The organism is Oryzihumus sp., from assembly GCF_054325275.1.
This window is the reverse complement of the sequence record NZ_JBTCWL010000074.1, coordinates 1-18,200: the sequence shown is the minus strand read 5'-3', so window position 1 is coordinate 18,200 and position 18,200 is coordinate 1. Positions and strand designations below refer to the sequence as shown.

Sequence of the window (18,200 nt, the reverse complement as noted above, 5' to 3'; positions counted from 1 at the left end):
ACCAGGTCGTTGTAGCTGCCGACGAGGTTGCCGACGACGTTGCGCTCGGTGGAGATGACGTCGATCGCGGGGATCTGCACCGTGCCGCCGTAGCCGATCACGAAGTCGCTGCCTGCCCGCCGGGTCATCGCCCAGCTGTCGCGCTCGGCGCCCCGCTCGCCGACGAAGTCGAGGACCACCTGCGCCCCGTGGCCGTCGGTCAGCTCCAGCACCCGCTCCACGTGCTTGCCGTCGACGACGACGGTCTCGTCCGCGCCCCATTCGCGGGTCAGCGCCAGGGCCTCCTCGTTGGCGTCGAGCACGACGACCCGGGTGGCGCTCATCGCGCGCAGGCACTGGATCCCGATGTGCCCCAGCCCGCCGGCGCCGACCACCACGCACGTGCTTCCCGGATACAACAGCGGCAGCGCCTTCTTCACCGCGTGGTATGCCGTGAGGCCGGCATCCGCGAGTGCCGCCACCGAGGCGGGTTCCACCCCGGGTGCCAGCTTGACCACGGACCGTGCCGAAGTGTGGAGGAGATCGGCCATACCGCCGTCGGTGTCGATGCCGGGGAACCGGCTGGCCTCGCAGTGCACGTCGTCACCGGAGCGGCAGGCCCGGCAGAAGCCGCAGGTGATGAGCGGGTGCAGGATGACGGCGTCGCCGGGGGAGAGGTGCGCGACCGCGGACCCCACGGCGTGCACCCAGCCGGCGTTCTCGTGGCCGAGGGTGTAGGGCAGCGGCACGTTGCTGCGGTCGGCCCACTGGCCCTCGACGATGTGCAGGTCGGTGCGGCACAGCCCGGCACCGCCGACCCGGACGACCACGTCGAAGGGGCCGGTCGGCTCGGGGTCGGGCACCTCCTCGACGACGGGACGCTCGTGGTAGCGGTGCAGTCGTACGGCCTTCATGCTGGCTCCCCTCCTGGCTGGGCAGCGCGCCCGGACGACGCGCCTGGGCGACGCGGTGGGCGACGCAGTTGGGGTGACCCCGGTGCTCGCCCACAGTCCCCTCTGCACACAAGCACGACCTCCGCCGCCCCGCCAGTGACCCAAGGCCCTTCCGGGTTGGCGACCGGGCCCCTGAGAGTCGGGATGACTCACCGACCGAGGAGGGGCAGGCCATGGCCACACGCACACCGGAAGAGGTCTTCGCGCACCACGGGCAGGCGCTCGGCGCCGAGGACCTCGAGGACATCGTCGCCGACTACGCCGACGACGCGATCCTCGTGGTGCAGAAGAAGGTGTACCGCGGCAAGGACGGCGCACGTCAGGTCTTCACCCAGCTGCTGGGCGACGTGCCGCAGGCGCAGTGGGACCTGACCACGGTGTTCGCCGACGACGTGCTCTACCTGGAGTGGAAGGCAACCGGCGGGGGCCGCAAGGTCGAGGACGGCATCGACACGTTCATCTTCGCCGACGGCCAGATCCGCGTGCAGACGGTGGTCTACACCGTGCAGCAGGCCTGACGCCTTCCTGCGCGCCGGCCGACACGGCATACCCGCAGTCACCCTGGCCGGGGGCGCACCTGGCGCTGGTCCCCGGCGCCCGCTGAGACGGCGCTGGTCACCCCCGGGGCTGCTGCGCCACCATGGGCAGCGATGTTCTCCAACGTCCAGCCGTTGACCGACTTCGTCGACTGGGCCCGCAGCAGCGGCCTGGAGATCGTCCTGCTCGTGACCGGGGCGCTCCTGCTGACGCGCTTCGCCACGTGGGCGGGGGACCGGATCACCCAGCGGATCGACGACAGCGCCGCCGAGACCGACTCCCTCGTGCGCTCCGAGGCGTCCAAGCACCGCCACGCCCTGGCCCAGGTCATCACCTGGGCCACGCTGGTGGTCATCTACTGCGCCACCGCGGTCGGCATCGCCCAGCGCCTCGGCGTCCCCGTCACCGGCCTGGTCGCCCCTGCGGCGGTCGCCGGTGTCGCCCTCGGCTTCGGTGCCCAGCGCGTGGTGCAGGACCTGCTCGCCGGCTTCTTCATCATCACCGAGAAGCAGTACGGCTTCGGCGACCTCATCCGCCTCAACGCCCCCGGCATCTCCGACCCCGCGATCGGCACGGTCGAGGACGTCACGCTGCGCATCACCACGATCCGCACCGCCGACGGCGAGGTCGTCATCACCCCGAACGGCCAGATCACCCAGGTCACCAACCTCTCCCGTGACTGGGCCCGCTCCGTGGTCGACGTGCCGGTCCCGGCGACCGCGGACGTCAACCGGGTCAGCGACCTGCTGCACCGGATCGGCGAGGACGCTTTCGGTGACCCGGCGCTGCAGCAGCTCATGCTCGACCCGCCGGCGATCATGGGCGTGCAGAGCATCGACGTCGACCACGTCTCGATCCGGGTCGTCGCCCGCACCCTGCCCGGCAAGCAGTTCGACGTCGGCCGGGCGCTGCGGGCCCGCATCGCGATCGGACTGCTGCGCGAAGGCATCAACGTCACCACCGACCTCGACACCGCTGAGCCGACCAGCGCCGGCACCGGAGTCAACACCCCCACGAGCACCCAGAGCGGCTCCGGCACCGGCTGATGTCCCACCTCCGCGCCATCCGCACCTCGACGTGGGTGCTGCTCGCCATCTTCCTGCTCACCCTGACCACCTACGTCCTCGTCCGTCCACCTCCGGCCGGCTCGCCCGCCCGCACCCAGGTCACCCCGGCCCCCGAGGCCCCGGCCACCCCGACCCGCACCGCGACCCGGACCCGCACGCCCACGCGCACCACGACCACCACGGAGCCAGGCGCCACTCGGACGTCCACGACGACCACCGAGGCACCCACCCGCACCGAGTCGCGCACGACCACCACGACCAGTGAGGCGACCAGCTCGACCGTGACCACCGTGCCGACGTTGACCTCCTCGACGCCGGCCGGCGGCCCGACCCCTTAGTCCCTCAAGATTGGACAAATCCGTGCGATTCAACGGGTCCGGGCGAACCGCCGGGGGTACGGTTCGCGACCATGGGGGAACTCCTCGCCGGCCCGTACCTGGCGGCGTGCGGCCTGCTCGTCGCCGCCGGCCTGCCCAAGCTGCGTGACCCGCTGCCGCTCGTCCGTGCCCTGCGCTCGGTCGGCCTCCCCGTCGGCCGCACCATCGGGACCGCCTCAGCCACCACCCGGGTGATCGCGGCCGCCGAGGTCGTCCTCGGCGTCGCCGCCGTAGCGTGGCCCGGCACCATCACCGCCGGCCTCGTCTCGCTGGCCTACCTCGCCTTCACCGGCTTCGTCGCCCTCGCGCTGGCGAAGGGCGGCGTCCTCGCCTCCTGCGGCTGCTTCGGCAAGCCGGACACCCCGCCCACGCGGAGCCACCTGATCGTCACCGCGCTGCTCGCCGGCGCCGCCGCGGCGACCGCCGTCGAGCCGCCGGCCCGGTTGCTCACCGCCCAGCCCGGCCAGCTCGTCACCGCCGGGTATGCCGTGCTGGTCGCCTTCCTGTCCTGGCTCGTCATCGCGGTCCTGCCCACCACCACCCCCGCCGCGGTCCGCGGCCCGCGGACCGCCCCGCAGGAAGGATGAGCTGATGCTCGCCGCCGTGATCGCCGAGGGTGTCGCCATCGCCCTGCTGGGGCTGCTCGTGCTCGGGCTGCTGCGCAGCCACGCCCTCATCATGAAGGCGCTGCACGAGCTCGGCGCCGGCCTCGAGCTCGAGGACAAGGACGAGCACGCCACGCAGCACCACGGATCCGGCCCGGTGCCGGTCCAGCTCGAGCAGGGCGTGGTGCCCAACACCCGCCCGCCGAGCACCACCGCCGCCGACGTCGTGGGCACCACCCTGCACGACGAGGAGGTGAGCGTCGCCGTGTCGGCGACCGGCCGGCGTACCCTCCTGGCCTTCCTCTCCAGCGGCTGCGCCGTCTGCGCGACGTTCTGGGAGGAGCTCTCCCGCGGCCACACCGCGGTGCCCGGCGACGCCAGCCTGCTCGTGGTCGCCAAGGGCCCGGAGGAGGAGAGCGTCACCCGGCTGCGCCAGCTCGCCGGCGACGGACTCGACGTGGTGCAGTCCTCCGGCGCGTGGACCGACTACGGCGTCCCCGGCTCGCCCTACTTCGTCTACGTCGAGGACGGCCTCATCACCGGCGAGGGCTCCTCGACCACGTGGGCGCAGGTCGCCGACCTCATGGGTCAGGCCGTCGACGACACCGCCGAGGCGCGGCGCAAGGCCGGCCGCACCGGACCGGGGCCGGTCGGAGGGCACGCGCACGACCGCGACGACCTGGCCCGCATCGACCGCGAGCTGCTCGGCGCCGGCATCCACCCCGGCCACGCCAGCATGTACGAACCGCCCGACGACGCCGACCGCGCATGAGCCCGGTCGTGGTCGCGCTCGCCGTGGGGATGCCCCTGGCCGCGGTCGCCGCGGTGCGCTCGACCTGGTCACCTTGAGGCGAGTCGATGCTCTCGAGCATCAGCCCGTTCGGTGAACGGGCCCGCGCCTCCCGCTGGTGGGTGACGGTCGTCGCCTACCTGCTTGGCTCCCTCCTCGGGGGTCTCACGCTCGGCCTGCTGGCCGCCGGACTCGGTTCGATGCTGCCCCACGGCATCCGCGAGTCGCCAGCAACGGCAACGGTCCTGGCTGTCCTGCTCGTGGCCGGCCTGCTCCTGGACCGCGGGGTCGCCGGTCGCCGGCTGCCCAGCTGGCGCCGCCAGGTCGACGAGAACTGGATGTCGGGCTACCGCGGCTGGGTGTATGGCGTGGGCTTCGGCACCCAGCTGGGCTTCGGCGTGGTCACGATCGTCACCAGCTCGACGGTCTACGCCACCGTGCTGCTCGCCGCCTGGTCCGGGGACGTGCGCGCCGGGATGGCGATCGGCGCCGTGTTCGGCCTGGTCCGGGCGCTGCCGGTGCCTTTGCTGGCCCGGGTCCACGCGCGCGAGGACCTCTACCGCGTCTTCGGCACCCTCGAGCGCTGGGCCCGTCCGGCCGACCGGCTGGCCCAGGCGTCGCTCGTCGTCGCGGCCGCGGCGCTGGCCGGCGCAGCGGGGCTGTCATGAGGGGGTGGTCATGAGCGGGGTCGTCACGAGAGGGGAGCAGGTGCCATGAGGCTGTCCAACCACGGCCTGTCGGTGACCGTCGGCGACGGCTGGGACCACCGGATCTTCCGCCGCACGCCGTCGCTGGCCGAGGGGGAGCGGACCCTGCCGATCCTGCACGCGAGCACCCGGCCGCTGCCGGCCGACCGCGGCGACTTCGGCAGCGGCGTGGTCGACCTGCTCGGCGCCGCCGACATCTTCATCTCGCTGGTCGAGTTCGAGCCGGAGCACGCCGGCTACGGGCTCTACGCCGCGCAGGGCATGCCGCGCCTGGCGCCCTCGCAGTTCTCCCCGTCGCGGTTGCAGCGGGTCTTCGGCGACCGCAGCGCCTCCCAGCACTTCTTCACCGAGGGCGGGCGAGCCTTCTGCCTCTTCGTCGTCCTGGGCAGCCACGCCCGCCGGATGGCCGTGGTGCCCCGCGCCGCCCGCAAGGTCAACCAGCTCAACGTCGAACGTGGATGGAGCCTGATGTGAGCACGCAGACTGCGCCGGGTGCCGACACCGTGGCCGCTCCGCAGAGCGCCCTCGCGCTGGCCACCACGGCGTCCAGCCCCGCCGCCCGGCTGGTCGAGCGGGCCTCCCGGGCCCTGGGCCGGTTCAGCCGGCGCGGCTTCCTCGTGCGCACCGCCGTCGTCGGCTCCGCGCTGGTCGCCCACCCCAAGGACTACGTGCTCAAGGCGCAGGACGCCTACGCCACCATCTGCGGCCCCGGCAACACCTACTCCGCGGGCTGGACCGTCTTCTGCTGCACCGTCAACAACGGCGTCAACGCCTGCCCGCCGGGCACGTTCAGCGCCGGCTGGTGGAAGGCCGCCGACTCCTCCTGGTGCTGCGGCGGCTACCGCTACATCGTCGACTGCAACGCCACGTGCTCCTCGTGCAGCACCGGCTGCTCCGGCGACCACATCTGCGACAGCCGCTGCTGGTCCTGCAAGTGCGGCAAGGGCCCGAGCACCAGCTGCGACCAGCGCCGGCACTGCTGCAACGCCTTCCGCTACGGCCAGTGCAACACCCAGGTCAAGTGCAGTGGTGGTGTGGCCTGCCGCGTGGTGAGCTGCGTCCCGCCATACAAGTGGGCGCAGTGCTCCACCACCACCCTGGTCGACAACCGGACCTCCGAGCACAGTGCGCCCTGCCTGCAGGGCTGCGGCCCGATCCTGACCCGCTACAACGCCATGGGCGCCAACGGCTCCTACCTCGGTGGCTCGACGGGCCCCGAGCGGGCGGTCGGCGACAACAAGGGCAAGTACGTCACCTACCAGCACGGCTCGATCTACTGGACCAAGGCCACCGGCGCCCGCGCGATCTACGGCCTGGCCCGCGACACCTGGTCCCGGGTCGGTGGCCCACGCGGGGCACTGGGCTACCCCACGGGGGAGCGGGTCACGCACTCCGACGGCTCGTTCACCCAGTCCTTCGAGCACGGCCTCGTGGCCGACACCAGCCGCACGAAGGCCTCGGTGGTCTACGGCTGGGCCTACACGGTGTGGGCGCAGCACGGCCGGGAGGGCGGCGTCCTCGGCTACCCCAATGGCGACCGTGCCACCCGCTCGGATGGCACCTGGATGCAGCTGTTCGAGCACGGCCTGCTCTGCGACACCCCGCACACCGTGACCTCGGTGGTCTACGGCTGGGCCTACACGGTGTGGGCCCAGCACGGCCGGGAGAACGGCGTGCTCGGCTTCCCCAACGGAGATCGGGTCACCCAGAAGGACGGCTCGTGGGCGCAGACCTTCGCCAAGGGTGTGCTCTGCGACAGCCCGCACACCAGCACCTCCGTCGTCACCGGCGACGCCCTGACCATGTGGGTCGCGCTCGGCCGGGAGAGGGGCGAGCTCGGCTACCCCCAGGCCGACCGCACCACGAAGACCGACGGCTCGTGGATCCAGCTCTTCGACGGCGGCGCCGTCTGCGACAGCCCCACCACCAGCCCGGCGGTCGTGCGCCAGCCGATCTACACCGCCTGGGTGCAGCACGGCCGGGAGACCGGGGCGCTGGGCTATCCGCGCGCCGACCGGGTCTCCGGCGCCGACAGTCGGGGCGTGGGGCAGGTGTTCACCGGCGGGGAGGTGTGGGCGCTCAGCGGCGGTGCGGCCTATGTCGTCACCGGTCGGGTGCTCGCCCAGTGGAAGGCCGACGGCGCCGAGGCCGGCACGTGGGGCTACCCGGTCGGTGACGCGGTCACCGACGCCGACGGCACCGAGCACGGCGCGTTCGAGCACGGCACCATCACCGTCCCTCCCGCCAGCTGAGCCTCCCGTCTGCCTTTGCGCAACTTAGGGCTGCCGGAGGGCCGGTTTCCGGGCCTCTCAGCAGCCTTAACTTGCGCAAAGAGAGGTCAGGGCCGACGCAGCGCCGCCTCCCAGAGGCGGCCGTAGCCCCGGGTGCTCGGCAGCACCGTCTGTATCGCGCGCGCCGCCTCGCGCGCGTCCGCCCCCTGCCGCACGGCATACCGCAGCGCGACGCTGGGGGTGCGCTGCTCGGCGTGGACGCAGTGCAGCAGCACCCCCGGCCCCGCGCAACTTCCACCGCAAGGTCACCGGCGCCGAGGGCTTCCTGGTCGAGACGGGGGAGCGGACCACCCGCGGGGGCGGGCGTCCGGCCATGCTCCACCGCGCCGGCCCGACCACGGCGCTGACCCCACCGATCCTGCGCCCGAGTCCCTGAGCGCCCGCGCTCTCTACAGCACTGGTGCCGGCTGGGACCCGCGATCACCGACGGCCAGGCGCCCCGGAGCGACCACGTCGGACCACACGCCGAAGAGGCCGCGGTGGTGGCGGGCCAGGGTGCGGAAGATCTCCACGTCGGCGTCGAGCCCGGGCTGGGATCGCGTGACCATGGTGCAGCGGACGCATGGCTGGCTGGGGACGAGAGTGACAGCACCGAGCAGGATCGGGTGCCCGACCCAGGAGTCCTCGACCCACCCTTCGCCGTCGAGGCCGATCAGGATGTTGGCCCGGAAGCGGCGCGGATCCCACGTTCCCCGCGGGTAGTGACCGGCGGCGGTGCGCAACGACACCGTGGTCAGGACCAGGATCGGGGCCGTGTCGACGTACCGGTCAGCCGGCATCGTCCATTCAACGGCCGGGCTGGTGTCATCGGTCGCATCCTCGAAGTACTCGGCCCGGCCCGCGAGAGCGCCCAGCGACGAGACGAGCGACACCGGGCTCCCCAGCCACTCCGAGAGCCGGCTGTCCGTCCGCGTTCCCGGGCCGACGACCGTAGCGCCGTCCGGAAGGGTGATGACCGGAGCATCGCCGTCGTAGGACGCCGAGGCACCGAGGAGCTCAGGGCGGCGCCGGGCAGTCAGGATCCGGCCGGTGCGCTGGTCACGGAGTCCCCATCGTCGGTCTCCGGCGACGCCGTCCGCCTCCACGCTGGCAGCATCAAGCCGCTCACCCTGCAGTGACTTCACGGGGTAGCGCCAAAGGCCCACGACCTCCATGACCGCCTCCCCGTCCCCTGTCAGCCGGCGTTCTCGGACTGCCGGATGCCCCGGATGACGGAGACCACGTCGAGGTTGTTGGACTCGCGCCAGTCGGACAGGCGCTTGAGGTCACGGGTGAGCTCGCGCCGCCCGTGACCGGCGCGGGCGTGGTGCCAGCGCAGGGCGTCCCGTGCGTAGTCGATGTAGGCGATCGGGCGGGCGGCCCGGATCGCGTCGAGCGCCTCGACCGGGTCCCAGCCCTGGGCCAGCAGCACCGCGAAGCCCAGGGACGGCCCGCGGTTGATGCCCATGTGGCAGTGGGCCAGGACGACGTGCGTGGGATCACCCTCCAGTGCGTCGAGCGCCCAGCCGACGCCGGTGTCGAACCACGCCGCCGCCACCCGCTGCCCGTCGTCGTCCATGCCGTGGTGCAGGTAGCGGACCTGCGGCGCGTGGGCGGCCACGAACTCCTCGTCGCTCCACTCCACGCGCACGTCGATGATGTGGCTGACGCCGAGCCCGACAAGCTCCTCCAGCTGGGTGCGGGCCACCGCCTCCCGCCAGTCGAGGTCACCCCCGACGGCGAGACGGTCGGTCACGAAGCTGATGTTGGCGGGGTTCGCAGGCACGGGGGCTCCCGGTCGGGGGACGAGGGGTCGTCCCCCCAGTGTGGTCCGGAACGCGCCGACACGACAGGCCGGCTGGTCAGGCCAGGGTCGCCACCGTGTGGATCAGCAGCCCGGCCAGGCCGCCCACGATGGTGCCGTTGATCCGGATGAACTGCAGGTCGCGCCCGACGTGCAGCTCGATCCGCTCGGCCGCCTCCTTGCCGTCCCAGCGCTGGATCGTCGTGGAGATGATCGCGGTGATCTCGTGGCCGTAGGTGTTGACCAGGTGGGCCAGGGCGTCACCGGCGTACGCGTCGAGCCGTGCCCGCAGCGCCTCGTCCACGGCCACGCGCTCGCCGAGCCGGGCGACCTCCTCGGTCAGCCGGCGGCGCAGCAGGCCGTGCTCGTCGCGCAGCGCCGCCGACAGTGATGTGCGCAGGGTGCGCCACACCGCCACCACCGACTCGCCGACCTGGGGGTGGGTGAGCAGCCGCACCTTGAGCGCCTCGGCCCGCTGCATCGTCGGCTCGTCGTGCTGCAGGTCCTCGGCCAGCTGGGCCAGCAGGTCGTCGAGTGCCTGCCGCACGCGATGGTCGGGGTCGTCGCGCACGTCGGCCAGCCAGGCGACGACCTCCCGGTGCACGCGGCCGGCCACGCGGTCGTCGACCCACTGCGGGGTCCACCACGGGGCGCGCTCCTCGACGATGCCGATGACGGTCCCCGCGTTGTCGACCAGCCAGTCGTGCGCCTCGGCGACGGCGAGGTCGACCAGCCCGTGGTGCGAGCCGTCGGCCACGACCCCCTCGAGCAGGTGCCCGACCACGGCGCTGACCGGCTCCTCGACCAGGCTCGGCAGCACCGCCTGCTCGACCACCGCGCGCACGTCCGCCTCGTCCACCCGGGTCAGCGCCCGTTCCAGGAGCACCGACCCCTCCGCGACGACCCGGGCACTGTGCTCGGGCTCGCTCAGCCAGCGCCCGACCCGCCGGGTCACGTCGGCTGCGGCGTAGCGCTCCCGGGCGGCCTCGGCCGTGAGGAAGTGGGTGCTGACGAACTCCTCCAGGCTCTGGCCGAGCGCGTCCTTGCGGCTGGGGATGATCGCGGTGTGCGGCACCGGCAGCCCCAACGGGTGCCGGAACAGCGCGGTCACCGCGAACCAGTCGGCCAGCGCGCCGACCATCGCCGCCTCCGCGGTCGCGTTGACGTAGCCCCACGCCCCGCCCCGGTGCAGGGTCGCCACGAACACCACCGCCGCGAGGACCAACAGACCCAGTGCCAGCAGCCGCATCCGCCGTAACGCGCGCCGCCGGTTCAGGTCCGCCGCCTCGGGAGCCAGGGTCGTCATGCCCCGATCCTGCCTGACGCCGCCGTACCCCGCCGGGACGCAGGCACCCGGACGCCGGTATGCCGTGTGCCTCACCCCAGGTGCGGCACACGGCATACCGGCATCTTTGCCGCACCTTTGCCTGCCGTTGACTAACCCCACGCAGGACGCCTCGTTGACCCCGTGACCGCCGCTGGCGGCCGAAAGTCACTGCAACGAAAGGCTCCTCGTGCGCTCCACCAGGAACGACTCCGCCATGCCCCGACGCTGGCGGGCCCGGGCGCTCGCCTCGCTCGGCGCCTCCGTCCTCGCAGCTGGACTGATCCCGGTCGCCGCGCAGGCCGCCACCGCCCCGGTGCCCGGCGGCCCCGGCGACGCGCTGGACCACCCGTACCGCCACGGTGTCGTGCAGACGCTCGGCGCGAGCGTGCCGAACCTCGGGGTGAACAACCTGCAGTACGGCGGCGGCACCGGCGGTGTCGGGGTCACGACCGGCGCGCCGAAGGTCTACCTGGTCTTCTGGGGCTCGCAGTGGGGCACCCCGGGCACGGACGCCAAGGGCAACACCACGCTCAGCGGCGACCCGCAGGGCACGGCCCCGATCCTGCAGGGGTTCTTCAAGGGCCTCGGCACCGGCAGCGAGACCTGGTCCGGCGTCATGACCCAGTACTGCCAGGGCGTCACCCAGGGCAGCACCACCTGCCCAGCCGGGTCTGCGCACGTGGGCTACCCCACCGGTGGCGCACTGGCGGGCGTCTGGGCCGACACCTCGGCCGCCGCCCCGGCGCAGGCCACCGGCAACCAGATCGGCGCAGAGGCGGTCAGGGCCGCCGGCCACTTCGGCAACACCACGGCGGCCTCGAACCGCAACGTGCAGTACGTCGTGCTCTCGCCGACCGGGACCAAGCCGGACGGCTTCAACACGCCCACCTCGCAGTTCTGCGCGTGGCACGACTACACCGGTGACGCCACCCTCTCCGGTGGTGCGGTCAGCTCGCCGTACGGCCCGCTGGCCTTCACCAACGAGCCCTACGTCACCGACATGGGCTCGAGCTGCGGCGCCAACTTCGTCAACTCCGGCCCGGCTGGAGTCACCGACGGGGTCACCATCGTCGAGGGCCACGAGTACGCCGAGACGATCACCGACCAGTTCCCGGCGGGCGGCTGGACGGACCTGACCGGCTACGAGAACGGCGACAAGTGCGCCTGGATCTCCTCCGGCCAGGGCGCCTCGGCGAACATCACCCTGAGCACCGGCAGCTACCCGGTCCAGTCCACCTGGTCCAACGACTTCAACAGCGGGCAGGGCGGCTGCGAGATCGGGCACGCCACGGTCAGCTGACGGGACCCCTCACGCAGGTATGCCGTGCCCCCCACCTCGGTGGGGAGCACGGCATACCGAGGGGCGGGTGGGTCAGGCGGTGACCAGGCCGGCCTCGGCCTGCTCGTCCTCCAGCACCGACTCCTCCCTGGCGCCGTGCATGCCCGACCGGGCGCCCCAGGCGTAGATGCCGACGGAGAACGCGGCGACCACGACGAGGTCGACCCAGAAGGGGATCACCTTGTCGCCGCCGAACTGGCCGAGCCTGGAGATGACGGCCAGGCCGCCCAGCCACGGCAGGACCCAGGCCGAGGCGCGCCAGTCCAGGACGGGACGCTCGACGACGGGCGTGCGCACGTAGTTGACCCCGAACAGCACCAGGCCGATGACTGCCGCGATGAGCAGCTTGGAGTCGGCCTCCCAGCCCGACCAGTACACGATGAAGTTGGCGGCCACGAACGCCAGCGGGCTGAGCACCCCGGCGGCCGGCAGCCGGAACGGCCGGGGCCGGTCTGGGTCGACCCGGCGCAGCGCGCCCAGGGCCACGGGGGCGAAGCCGTACATGATCGCCGTGGCCGAGGTGACCAGCCCGACGAGGGACTGCCAGCTCGGGAAGGGCAGGAACGCGACCTCACCGACGATGAACGCCAGGACGATCGAGGTGAGCGGGACGCCCCGCAGGCTGACCTTGGCCAGGCGCCGCGGCAGGTGCCGGTTGTGCCCCAGGGCGTAGGAGAGCCGGGCCGAGGTGCCCAGGTAGAGCAGGCCGGTGCCGGCGGGGGAGATGACGGCGTCGATGTAGAGCAGCGCCGCGAGCCACCCGGCGCCGACGCCGGTGGCCAGGGTGGCGTAGGGGCCGAAGTCGCCCTTGCCGATCGGGTTGGCCCAGCCGTGGGCGAGGTTGGCCGGGTTGATCGCGCCGATGAACGCGACCTCGAGCATGAGGTAGATGATCGTGCCGATGACCATGGCGGTGATCACCGCGCGGGAGATGTCCCGCTGGGGGTTGCGGGCCTCCCCGCCCATCTGGATCGCCTGCTCGAAGCCCTGCAGGGCGAACACGACACCCGCGGGCAGCGCCGCCATCACGCCGTGGGCGCCGAACGGCGCGAAGCCCCCGCCGGCGTGGAAGTTGCTGGAGTGGAACGACATCAGCAGCAGGACCACCACGGTCAGCACCGGGATGGCCGTCTTCCAGAGCACGGTCACCGTGTTGGTCTCGGCCAGCAGCTTGACCCCGACGATGTTGATGATGGTGAACGCCAGCATGAGCACGCTGGCCACGACCAGGCCGACCATGGTCAGCGTGCCGTTGGTGCTGACCAGACCCGGGAGCTTGTTGTTGGTGTACGACAGCGCGGCCTCGACCTCGATCGGCGCGATCGTCACCGCCTGCAGCCAGCCCATCCACCCGCTGGTGAAGCCGGCCAGCGAGCCGAACGCGATGTGCGGGAAGCGGGCCGTGCCGCCGGAGACCGGGTACGCCGCGCCGAGCTCGGCGTGGACGAGGGCGAGCACGGCGAGGAACACTCCGGCCATGAGCCACGAGATGATCGACGCTGGTCCGGCGACCTGGGCGGCCAGCAGGGCGCCGAGCAGCCAGCCCGAGCCGATGATCGACCCCAGGGAGACGAACGTCAGGCCCCAGAAGCCGATGTCGCGTCTGAGGTGGGGACTGGACCCCGTGGTGGTCGGGGCGCTGGCGGTCTGGGTCATGGATGAACCTCCGGAAGCGTCGGGCCGCACGGGTGTCATGCGGGACCGCGTGATGAGGCCGCCGGACGCTAGCAGGACAAATCAGACAAATGGAAGGATTCCCAGCGGACTCCCAGACGACGTGGAGCCATCCCTGCTGCCGTGTGAGCAGGCTCACCACTTCCGGGCAGTGGTGTCAGCGTCGCCGGGTCGGGCGGTTCCTTCCCGTGGCAGGGCCGTCGCGCTCACCCCGTCATCGACGGCAGGCAGCGCGCCAGGTGGTTGTAGATGCGGTAGCGCCGTGCGACGTCCAGCGGTCCGTCCTCGCGCACCATCCGGCTCATCGCCCGCACCCCGACGATCGGGACGTTGTCGACGCTGAGCCGGCGCCACAGCGGCAGCCGGGTGTGGGCGAAGCACAGCATCGGGCGCACGTGCACCGGCTGCCCGTCCGGCAGCGACTCCAGCGACGACTGCACCGCCATCACCTGGCGCTGCATGGCGCCGAGGAAGTCCGTGCGGTCCCGCCCGCACACCAGCAGCCGCTCGACCAGGCCGAACGCCCCGGGTGCCGGTGGGCGCACCTGCACCTCCGGGCCCGGCTGGTGCTTGGTGTCGATGACGAACACCCCGGAAGGGCCGACGGCGATGTGGTCGATGTTGAGCCGGCGGCCGGGGATCCGGCGGTCGTGCAAGGCGTAGACCCAGTCGTCGGCGAGCCGGGTCAGGGCCGCACCGACGCGCAGCTCGCCCCGCGAGGCCCGTGCCCAGTCACGCATCGACCCCGGCTCCCGGGAAAGGGACAGGATCGCCGGGCCCAGGTGCGGCCAGCGCTCCCGCACGTCCTCCTGCCGCTGCCGCCGCAGCCGGGAGTACTCCCGCCATGACGACGCCCCCGGCTGGCCGGGGGAGGCGATGGCCTGCCCCAGCTCGCCCCGGTACCCCGCTGGCGCCGTGTCCCCGCCCGGCAGCACGCAGTCCAGGCAGAGCACCCGCCGACGGACGTGCTCGTATCCGGCGACGTCGCCCACGGCGACGTAGCGTCCGCAGCCGCACCACGCGGCATACCGGACCGTCGTCAGGCTGACTGCTCCCATGCCCCCCAGGGCGAGCCATCCTCGATCTCGCATCCCAACCTCCACCCCGTCCACCTCGAGGGTGGACCGGACCGCCCCGCCTGGGAATGGGGTTGGGCCAAGTGCGCCCGAAGGTGCCGCACGGAGGTCGACCGTTCGGTGCCCGGGCCTACGTCGTCTGTGGGACGGCTGTGCGCGTGCTTCAGCGGTGGTGGCCGAAGAAGCCCGCCAGGCGGTCGTAGAGCGGGGCGTCCTCGGGCAGCTCGACGACCGGGCCGAACGCCTTGCCCTCGCTCTCGGGGCCCCGGAACTCCGGCTGCAGGGCCGTCGACGCCCAGGTCAGCGACGCCAGCCCGACCTCCTCGTCAAGGTGGGTGGACTGCCCGGTAGCGACGGCCAGATCCCAGGCGTGACAGGCGAACTCGGCGGTCTGCTGCGAAACGGCGAACCGTTTCGGAACCTCCCCGCGAGGGGTGGCGAAGGTGCCATCGAGGTCGCCGGCAGCACGCCAGGCCTCCAACAGGGCGGACTCGCCGGCGCGGAAGGCGTCCACCCATTCACCGTCCACGGACTCGCTCGGGGCCTGCCAGTCGGGGTCGTCGCCGCGGGCGCGCCCGGTGAACTGGCGCAGGTCGTGCACCAGGTGCTCGACGAGCGCGGTGACGTCCCAGGAGCGGCACGGCGTCGGCAGGTGCGCCTGGTCGTCGCGGACCCCGGCGACGACGGCCCCGGCCTGGTCGAGGGAGCGGGCGAGCAGGGACAGCGGGTCGGTGGGCAGGCTCATGGAACTCCTTGGCGGGTATGCCGTGTGGTCGCCACCGATTCTGGCCCCGGGTCAGCCGTCGTGCAGGGGCAAGGCGCGAACCGGTGTCCTTCTCGGCGTTACTCCGCTTCCTCCGCGTGGTGGTGTGTGGCGGGGGCCACCGGTAGCTCCGGCCGGGCGCGCCATGCGTTCCACATGGACCACGTCACGGCCACCAACGGCACCGCGATGACGGCGCCGACCACGCCGGCGAGGACGGTCCCGCACGCGACGGTCAGGGCGACCACGAGCGGGTGCAGCCGCACCGCACGGCTCATCACCAGGGGGTGCAGCACGTGGGCCTCGAGCTGCCCGATGACCACGATGAGGGCCAGGACGAGGAGGGCGATGAGCGGGCCGCGGGCGGCGAGGGCCACCAGCGTCGCCACCGCCAGTGCGACGGGCGAGCCGATCAGGGGCACGAACGCGGCGAAGAACACCAGCAGCGCCAACGGAAGGGCCAACGGCACCCGCAGCACGAGCAACGTCACGCAGACCAGCACGGCGTTCGTGGCGGCGATGAGCACCACGCCGCGGGTGTAGCCGGCGAAGGTGGCCCACCCCGCGCGGGCGGCGATGTCCCAGCGGCGCCCGTCGCCGGTGGTCTGCCCCAGGATCCAGGCCCAGATCCGGTCGCCGGAGGACAGGAAGAAGATGGAGCAGAACACGGCCAGGAGCAGGCCCGTGAGTAGCTCGATCGCCACCCCGGCGCCACCGAGGGCGTGTCCGGCGAGCGAGCCGCCGTTGCTGGTGAGCCACGTCCGGGCCTGCTCTCCCAGGCGGGTCAGGTCGACGGCGCGCAGGTGCAGCGGGCTGGCGGCGAGGGACCGTTCGATGTCGGCGAGGCCGTCGGCGAACTGGGCTCCCAGGCTCTGGGACTGGACGGCCACTGAGTTGCCGATGAACGTGAAGACGCCGGCGATGAGTGCCAACGTCAGGAGAAGGGCTGCCGGCACCGCGAGACCCCGGGGCACGACCCGGGAGGCCCGATCCACCAGCGGACGCAGCAGTGCCGTGATGACGAGCCCGACGAAGACGGCCACTGCCACGAAGGTGAGCCGGGCCGCGGCCGCGAACGTCAGGTACACCGCCGCGGCCACCACGATCAGGCGCCACCCGTAGCCGGCCGCCACCTGCAGCCCTTCGGGGACCCGCGCATGTGGCGGCACCGGTGGGGCCGGTGTCGCGGTCGGTGGGGTCGCGGTGGTCGTCGCGACACTGTCGCTGGAAGGGGCCATGCCAGCATCATCGGTCCTCCGGCCCGCCGCCGGTTCCCCAACGGTGGTCTGCGATGGGCTGGCCGAGGCTGTGGACAGTGGCGGCGGCCGTGTCGGGGGAGTCGGCACGATGGCCGTCATGGTGGGGACCAGGGGGAGGCGGCGATGAAGGTCAGTGTGTCGGGGGCCGAGCTGGGCGAGGCGGCAACGATGCTGCGCCGCTCCGCAGACGAGATGGCGGCGATGCGCCAGCACCGGGGGCCGATCCGGGGCAAGGCGCGGGACGGGGGCGACCCGGTGTTCGCGGCCGCGGTCGAGGACTTCGCCGACCGGTGGATGTGGGGGATCGAGCTGGTCGGGCGTGACGTGGACATCCTCGCCGATGCCCTGGCGAAGGCGGCCGGGGCCTATGCCGCAGTCGAGCGGGACGTGACACAGGGGTTCCCGCTTGGCCGGGGCGGCGCGCAGTGACGGTGGCGACCCTGCCGGGTGACCCCGACCGGGTGTCGAGCCTGGCGACGCAGCTGGGGGCCATCGGCGCCGGCCTGTCCGCAGGGGCGCAGACCCTGAGCGCCATCGGTGTGGATCGTTGGGAGGGGCCGGCCGCGTCGGCCTTCCAGTCGGTGCTCGGGGTGGCGCCGGCACCACTGCGCACCGGCGGAGAGGCATTCGCCGCGGCGGCGCAGGCCGTCGGGCAGCACGCGGCGGTGTTGGAGGCGGCCCAGGAGCAGGCACGCCTGGCGGCGATGGTGGCCGACGACGCCCACGCGGCCACGGGGGTGTGGACGGCGAAGGTGGGCGCGCGTGAGGTGGTCCAGCGCCGCGCTTCGGCCGGGGACCCCGCCGCGGTGGCGGCGCTCGCGGGCATGCCGGCGCAGGGCGCGGACCCCGGTGCGGAGGGCCGCGCCCGCGCCGATCGACTGCTCGCCGAGGCGCACGAGATGGTCGCCGAGTCCGGCCGGCGCGCCGCCGCGGTGCTCTCGCGCGCCGCCGCTCTGGCGCCACGGGAGCCGAGCCTGCCCGAGCGTTCCCTGCTACGCGGCGTCCAGCTGCAGCGGCAGGTGGCGTTCGGGGCCGGGGAGTCGGTCGTGGACCTCGGTGCGTTGGTGTGGCGGACCTCGTCCACGCGGGCCGCGGTCAACCCCGTCGGGTGGATGACCGACCAGGTCGGGATGTCCAAGGGCCTCGTCAACGAGGCGCAGCACCCGGTGGAGCTCGGCAAGTCCGTCGTCGACTGGGACACCTGGGCGACGAACCCGGCCCGCGCGTTCGGCCACCTCGGCGGCAACGCCCTTGGTGCCGCCGTCACCGGCGGCGGTTCGGCCGCGGCCGGGACGGGGCTGATCTCGCGGCTCCGCCCATCCGCCCTGTTCCGCAAGGCCCCCAACCCGCCGTACGAGCTCTCGATCATCTCCTTTGCCGAGCACGACCCGCTGGGAACGTATGCGCGAAACGTCCGCCCGCTCGACGGTCACTACGACGTCGCGGCTCATGGCAATGAGCTCCAGGTCCAGGTCCACGGTGCAGGGGGTCAGGCCGAGCGGCTCGGGGCGGACAAATTGGCGAAGCTGATCGTGGAGCAGCCGGACTATGACGGGGGTCCCGTACGCCTGTTGAGCTGCTTCACCGGGTCGTCGCCGACGGGCATTGCGCAACAACTGGCTGATCAGTTGGGTGTCAACGTGGTTGCCCCGTCCAGCAAGCTCTGGATGTGG

The 18,200-nt window shown here is 72.8% G+C and carries 20 protein-coding genes; 11 read left to right on the top strand and 9 right to left on the bottom strand.

Going from position 1 to position 18,200, the window contains the following annotated elements; translation table 11 throughout:
• Nucleotides 1–893, bottom strand: an 893-nt coding sequence (locus ACXVGS_RS16180) for an NAD(P)-dependent alcohol dehydrogenase (RefSeq protein ID WP_458537182.1), incomplete at its 3' end; no start/stop codon positions are given.
• A 212-nt stretch (nt 894–1,105) separates the two neighbouring features.
• Here ACXVGS_RS16180 and ACXVGS_RS16175 point away from each other — a divergent pair.
• From ACXVGS_RS16175 to ACXVGS_RS16140, 8 genes are all read left to right on the top strand, one after another.
• Complete coding sequence (locus tag ACXVGS_RS16175; protein ID WP_458530441.1) at nt 1,106–1,450, top strand: nuclear transport factor 2 family protein; 345 nt, start codon at nt 1,106–1,108, stop codon at nt 1,448–1,450.
• Nucleotides 1,451–1,582: 132 nt separating this feature from the next.
• Nucleotides 1,583–2,515 (top strand): mechanosensitive ion channel family protein, encoded by a 933-nt coding sequence (locus ACXVGS_RS16170; RefSeq protein ID WP_458530442.1) that lies wholly within the window; start codon nt 1,583–1,585, stop codon nt 2,513–2,515.
• A complete protein-coding gene (locus ACXVGS_RS16165) occupies nt 2,515–2,874 on the top strand; it encodes a hypothetical protein (RefSeq protein WP_458530443.1) in 360 nt (119 codons plus the stop codon). Before ACXVGS_RS16170 ends, ACXVGS_RS16165 begins: the two co-directional genes overlap by 1 nt.
• A gap of 71 nt (nt 2,875–2,945) precedes the next feature.
• The gene (locus ACXVGS_RS16160) at nt 2,946–3,500 is read left to right on the top strand and encodes a MauE/DoxX family redox-associated membrane protein (RefSeq protein WP_458532237.1); all 555 of its coding nucleotides are present in this window, start codon (nt 2,946–2,948) and stop codon (nt 3,498–3,500) included.
• A 4-nt stretch (nt 3,501–3,504) separates the two neighbouring features.
• Nucleotides 3,505–4,290: a hypothetical protein gene (locus tag ACXVGS_RS16155; RefSeq protein WP_458537181.1), complete on the top strand. Its 786-nt coding sequence runs from the start codon at nt 3,505–3,507 to the stop codon at nt 4,288–4,290.
• A gap of 86 nt (nt 4,291–4,376) precedes the next feature.
• Entirely contained in the window at nt 4,377–4,976 is a 600-nt protein-coding gene (locus tag ACXVGS_RS16150; RefSeq protein WP_458537180.1) for an urease accessory protein UreH domain-containing protein, read from the top strand.
• 45 nt (nt 4,977–5,021) lie between these two features.
• Nucleotides 5,022–5,489 carry a hypothetical protein gene (locus ACXVGS_RS16145; RefSeq protein ID WP_458530447.1) on the top strand — a complete coding sequence of 156 codons (468 nt, stop codon included), beginning with the start codon at nt 5,022–5,024 and terminating at the stop codon, nt 5,487–5,489.
• Entirely contained in the window at nt 5,486–7,267 is a 1,782-nt protein-coding gene (locus tag ACXVGS_RS16140; RefSeq protein WP_458530448.1) for an LGFP repeat-containing protein, read from the top strand. Before ACXVGS_RS16145 ends, ACXVGS_RS16140 begins: the two co-directional genes overlap by 4 nt.
• An 86-nt stretch (nt 7,268–7,353) precedes the next feature.
• Here ACXVGS_RS16140 and ACXVGS_RS16135 read toward each other — a convergent pair whose 3' ends face one another.
• The 4 genes from ACXVGS_RS16135 to ACXVGS_RS16120 all read right to left on the bottom strand — a co-directional run bounded on the left by ACXVGS_RS16135 (nt 7,354) and on the right by ACXVGS_RS16120 (nt 10,395).
• Nucleotides 7,354–7,521, bottom strand: coding sequence for a hypothetical protein (locus tag ACXVGS_RS16135; protein ID WP_458533673.1), 168 nt, complete (start codon nt 7,519–7,521; stop codon nt 7,354–7,356).
• Nucleotides 7,522–7,695: 174 nt separating this feature from the next.
• Complete coding sequence (locus tag ACXVGS_RS16130) at nt 7,696–8,460, bottom strand: MOSC domain-containing protein (protein ID WP_458537179.1); 765 nt, start codon at nt 8,458–8,460, stop codon at nt 7,696–7,698.
• 20 nt (nt 8,461–8,480) lie between these two features.
• Entirely contained in the window at nt 8,481–9,071 is a 591-nt protein-coding gene (locus tag ACXVGS_RS16125; protein WP_458530451.1) for a dual specificity protein phosphatase family protein, read from the bottom strand.
• Between the two features lie 76 nt (nt 9,072–9,147).
• A complete protein-coding gene (locus tag ACXVGS_RS16120; RefSeq protein ID WP_458530452.1) occupies nt 9,148–10,395 on the bottom strand; it encodes a DUF445 domain-containing protein in 1,248 nt (415 codons plus the stop codon).
• 235 nt (nt 10,396–10,630) lie between these two features.
• Here ACXVGS_RS16120 and ACXVGS_RS16115 point away from each other — a divergent pair, with 235 nt between their 5' ends.
• Complete coding sequence (locus tag ACXVGS_RS16115; protein WP_458534980.1) at nt 10,631–11,716, top strand: hypothetical protein; 1,086 nt, start codon at nt 10,631–10,633, stop codon at nt 11,714–11,716.
• 72 nt (nt 11,717–11,788) lie between these two features.
• Here ACXVGS_RS16115 and ACXVGS_RS16110 read toward each other — a convergent pair whose 3' ends face one another.
• The 4 genes from ACXVGS_RS16110 to ACXVGS_RS16095 form a co-directional block, all read right to left on the bottom strand.
• Entirely contained in the window at nt 11,789–13,411 is a 1,623-nt protein-coding gene (locus ACXVGS_RS16110) for an APC family permease (protein WP_458537178.1), read from the bottom strand.
• Between the two features lie 224 nt (nt 13,412–13,635).
• Entirely contained in the window at nt 13,636–14,487 is an 852-nt protein-coding gene (locus tag ACXVGS_RS16105) for a nuclease-related domain-containing protein (protein WP_458533668.1), read from the bottom strand.
• 181 nt (nt 14,488–14,668) lie between these two features.
• The gene (locus ACXVGS_RS16100) at nt 14,669–15,250 is read right to left on the bottom strand and encodes a TIGR03086 family metal-binding protein (RefSeq protein WP_458533667.1); all 582 of its coding nucleotides are present in this window, start codon (nt 15,248–15,250) and stop codon (nt 14,669–14,671) included.
• Nucleotides 15,251–15,348: 98 nt separating this feature from the next.
• On the bottom strand, nt 15,349–16,506 hold the full coding sequence (locus ACXVGS_RS16095; RefSeq protein WP_458537177.1) for an AI-2E family transporter: 1,158 nt from the start codon (nt 16,504–16,506) through the stop codon (nt 15,349–15,351).
• Between the two features lie 144 nt (nt 16,507–16,650).
• On the opposite strand from ACXVGS_RS16095, the gene ACXVGS_RS16090 reads away from it, so the two are divergent.
• A complete protein-coding gene (locus ACXVGS_RS16090) occupies nt 16,651–16,956 on the top strand; it encodes a hypothetical protein (protein ID WP_458530458.1) in 306 nt (101 codons plus the stop codon).
• Nucleotides 16,957–16,958: 2 nt separating this feature from the next.
• Nucleotides 16,959–18,200, top strand: a 1,242-nt coding sequence (locus tag ACXVGS_RS16085; protein ID WP_458537176.1) for a putative T7SS-secreted protein, incomplete at its 3' end; no start/stop codon positions are given.

What these genes read in the sequence shown, in the direction of transcription:
- ACXVGS_RS16175 (WP_458530441.1), top strand. Translation starts at nt 1,106, where the DNA reads ATGGCCACACGCACACCGGAAGAGGTCTTCGCGCACCACGGGCAGGCG.
- ACXVGS_RS16170 (WP_458530442.1), top strand. Translation starts at nt 1,583, where the DNA reads ATGTTCTCCAACGTCCAGCCGTTGACCGACTTCGTCGACTGGGCCCGC.
- ACXVGS_RS16165 (WP_458530443.1), top strand. Translation starts at nt 2,515, where the DNA reads ATGTCCCACCTCCGCGCCATCCGCACCTCGACGTGGGTGCTGCTCGCC.
- ACXVGS_RS16160 (WP_458532237.1), top strand. Translation starts at nt 2,946, where the DNA reads ATGGGGGAACTCCTCGCCGGCCCGTACCTGGCGGCGTGCGGCCTGCTC.
- ACXVGS_RS16155 (WP_458537181.1), top strand. Translation starts at nt 3,505, where the DNA reads ATGCTCGCCGCCGTGATCGCCGAGGGTGTCGCCATCGCCCTGCTGGGG.
- ACXVGS_RS16150 (WP_458537180.1), top strand. Translation starts at nt 4,377, where the DNA reads ATGCTCTCGAGCATCAGCCCGTTCGGTGAACGGGCCCGCGCCTCCCGC.
- ACXVGS_RS16145 (WP_458530447.1), top strand. Translation starts at nt 5,022, where the DNA reads ATGAGGCTGTCCAACCACGGCCTGTCGGTGACCGTCGGCGACGGCTGG.
- ACXVGS_RS16130 (WP_458537179.1), bottom strand. Translation starts at nt 8,460, where the DNA reads ATGGAGGTCGTGGGCCTTTGGCGCTACCCCGTGAAGTCACTGCAGGGT.
- ACXVGS_RS16120 (WP_458530452.1), bottom strand. Translation starts at nt 10,395, where the DNA reads ATGACGACCCTGGCTCCCGAGGCGGCGGACCTGAACCGGCGGCGCGCG.
- ACXVGS_RS16115 (WP_458534980.1), top strand. Translation starts at nt 10,631, where the DNA reads ATGCCCCGACGCTGGCGGGCCCGGGCGCTCGCCTCGCTCGGCGCCTCC.
- ACXVGS_RS16110 (WP_458537178.1), bottom strand. Translation starts at nt 13,411, where the DNA reads ATGACCCAGACCGCCAGCGCCCCGACCACCACGGGGTCCAGTCCCCAC.
- ACXVGS_RS16105 (WP_458533668.1), bottom strand. Translation starts at nt 14,487, where the DNA reads ATGGGAGCAGTCAGCCTGACGACGGTCCGGTATGCCGCGTGGTGCGGC.
- ACXVGS_RS16100 (WP_458533667.1), bottom strand. Translation starts at nt 15,250, where the DNA reads ATGAGCCTGCCCACCGACCCGCTGTCCCTGCTCGCCCGCTCCCTCGAC.
- ACXVGS_RS16095 (WP_458537177.1), bottom strand. Translation starts at nt 16,506, where the DNA reads ATGGCCCCTTCCAGCGACAGTGTCGCGACGACCACCGCGACCCCACCG.
- ACXVGS_RS16090 (WP_458530458.1), top strand. Translation starts at nt 16,651, where the DNA reads ATGAAGGTCAGTGTGTCGGGGGCCGAGCTGGGCGAGGCGGCAACGATG.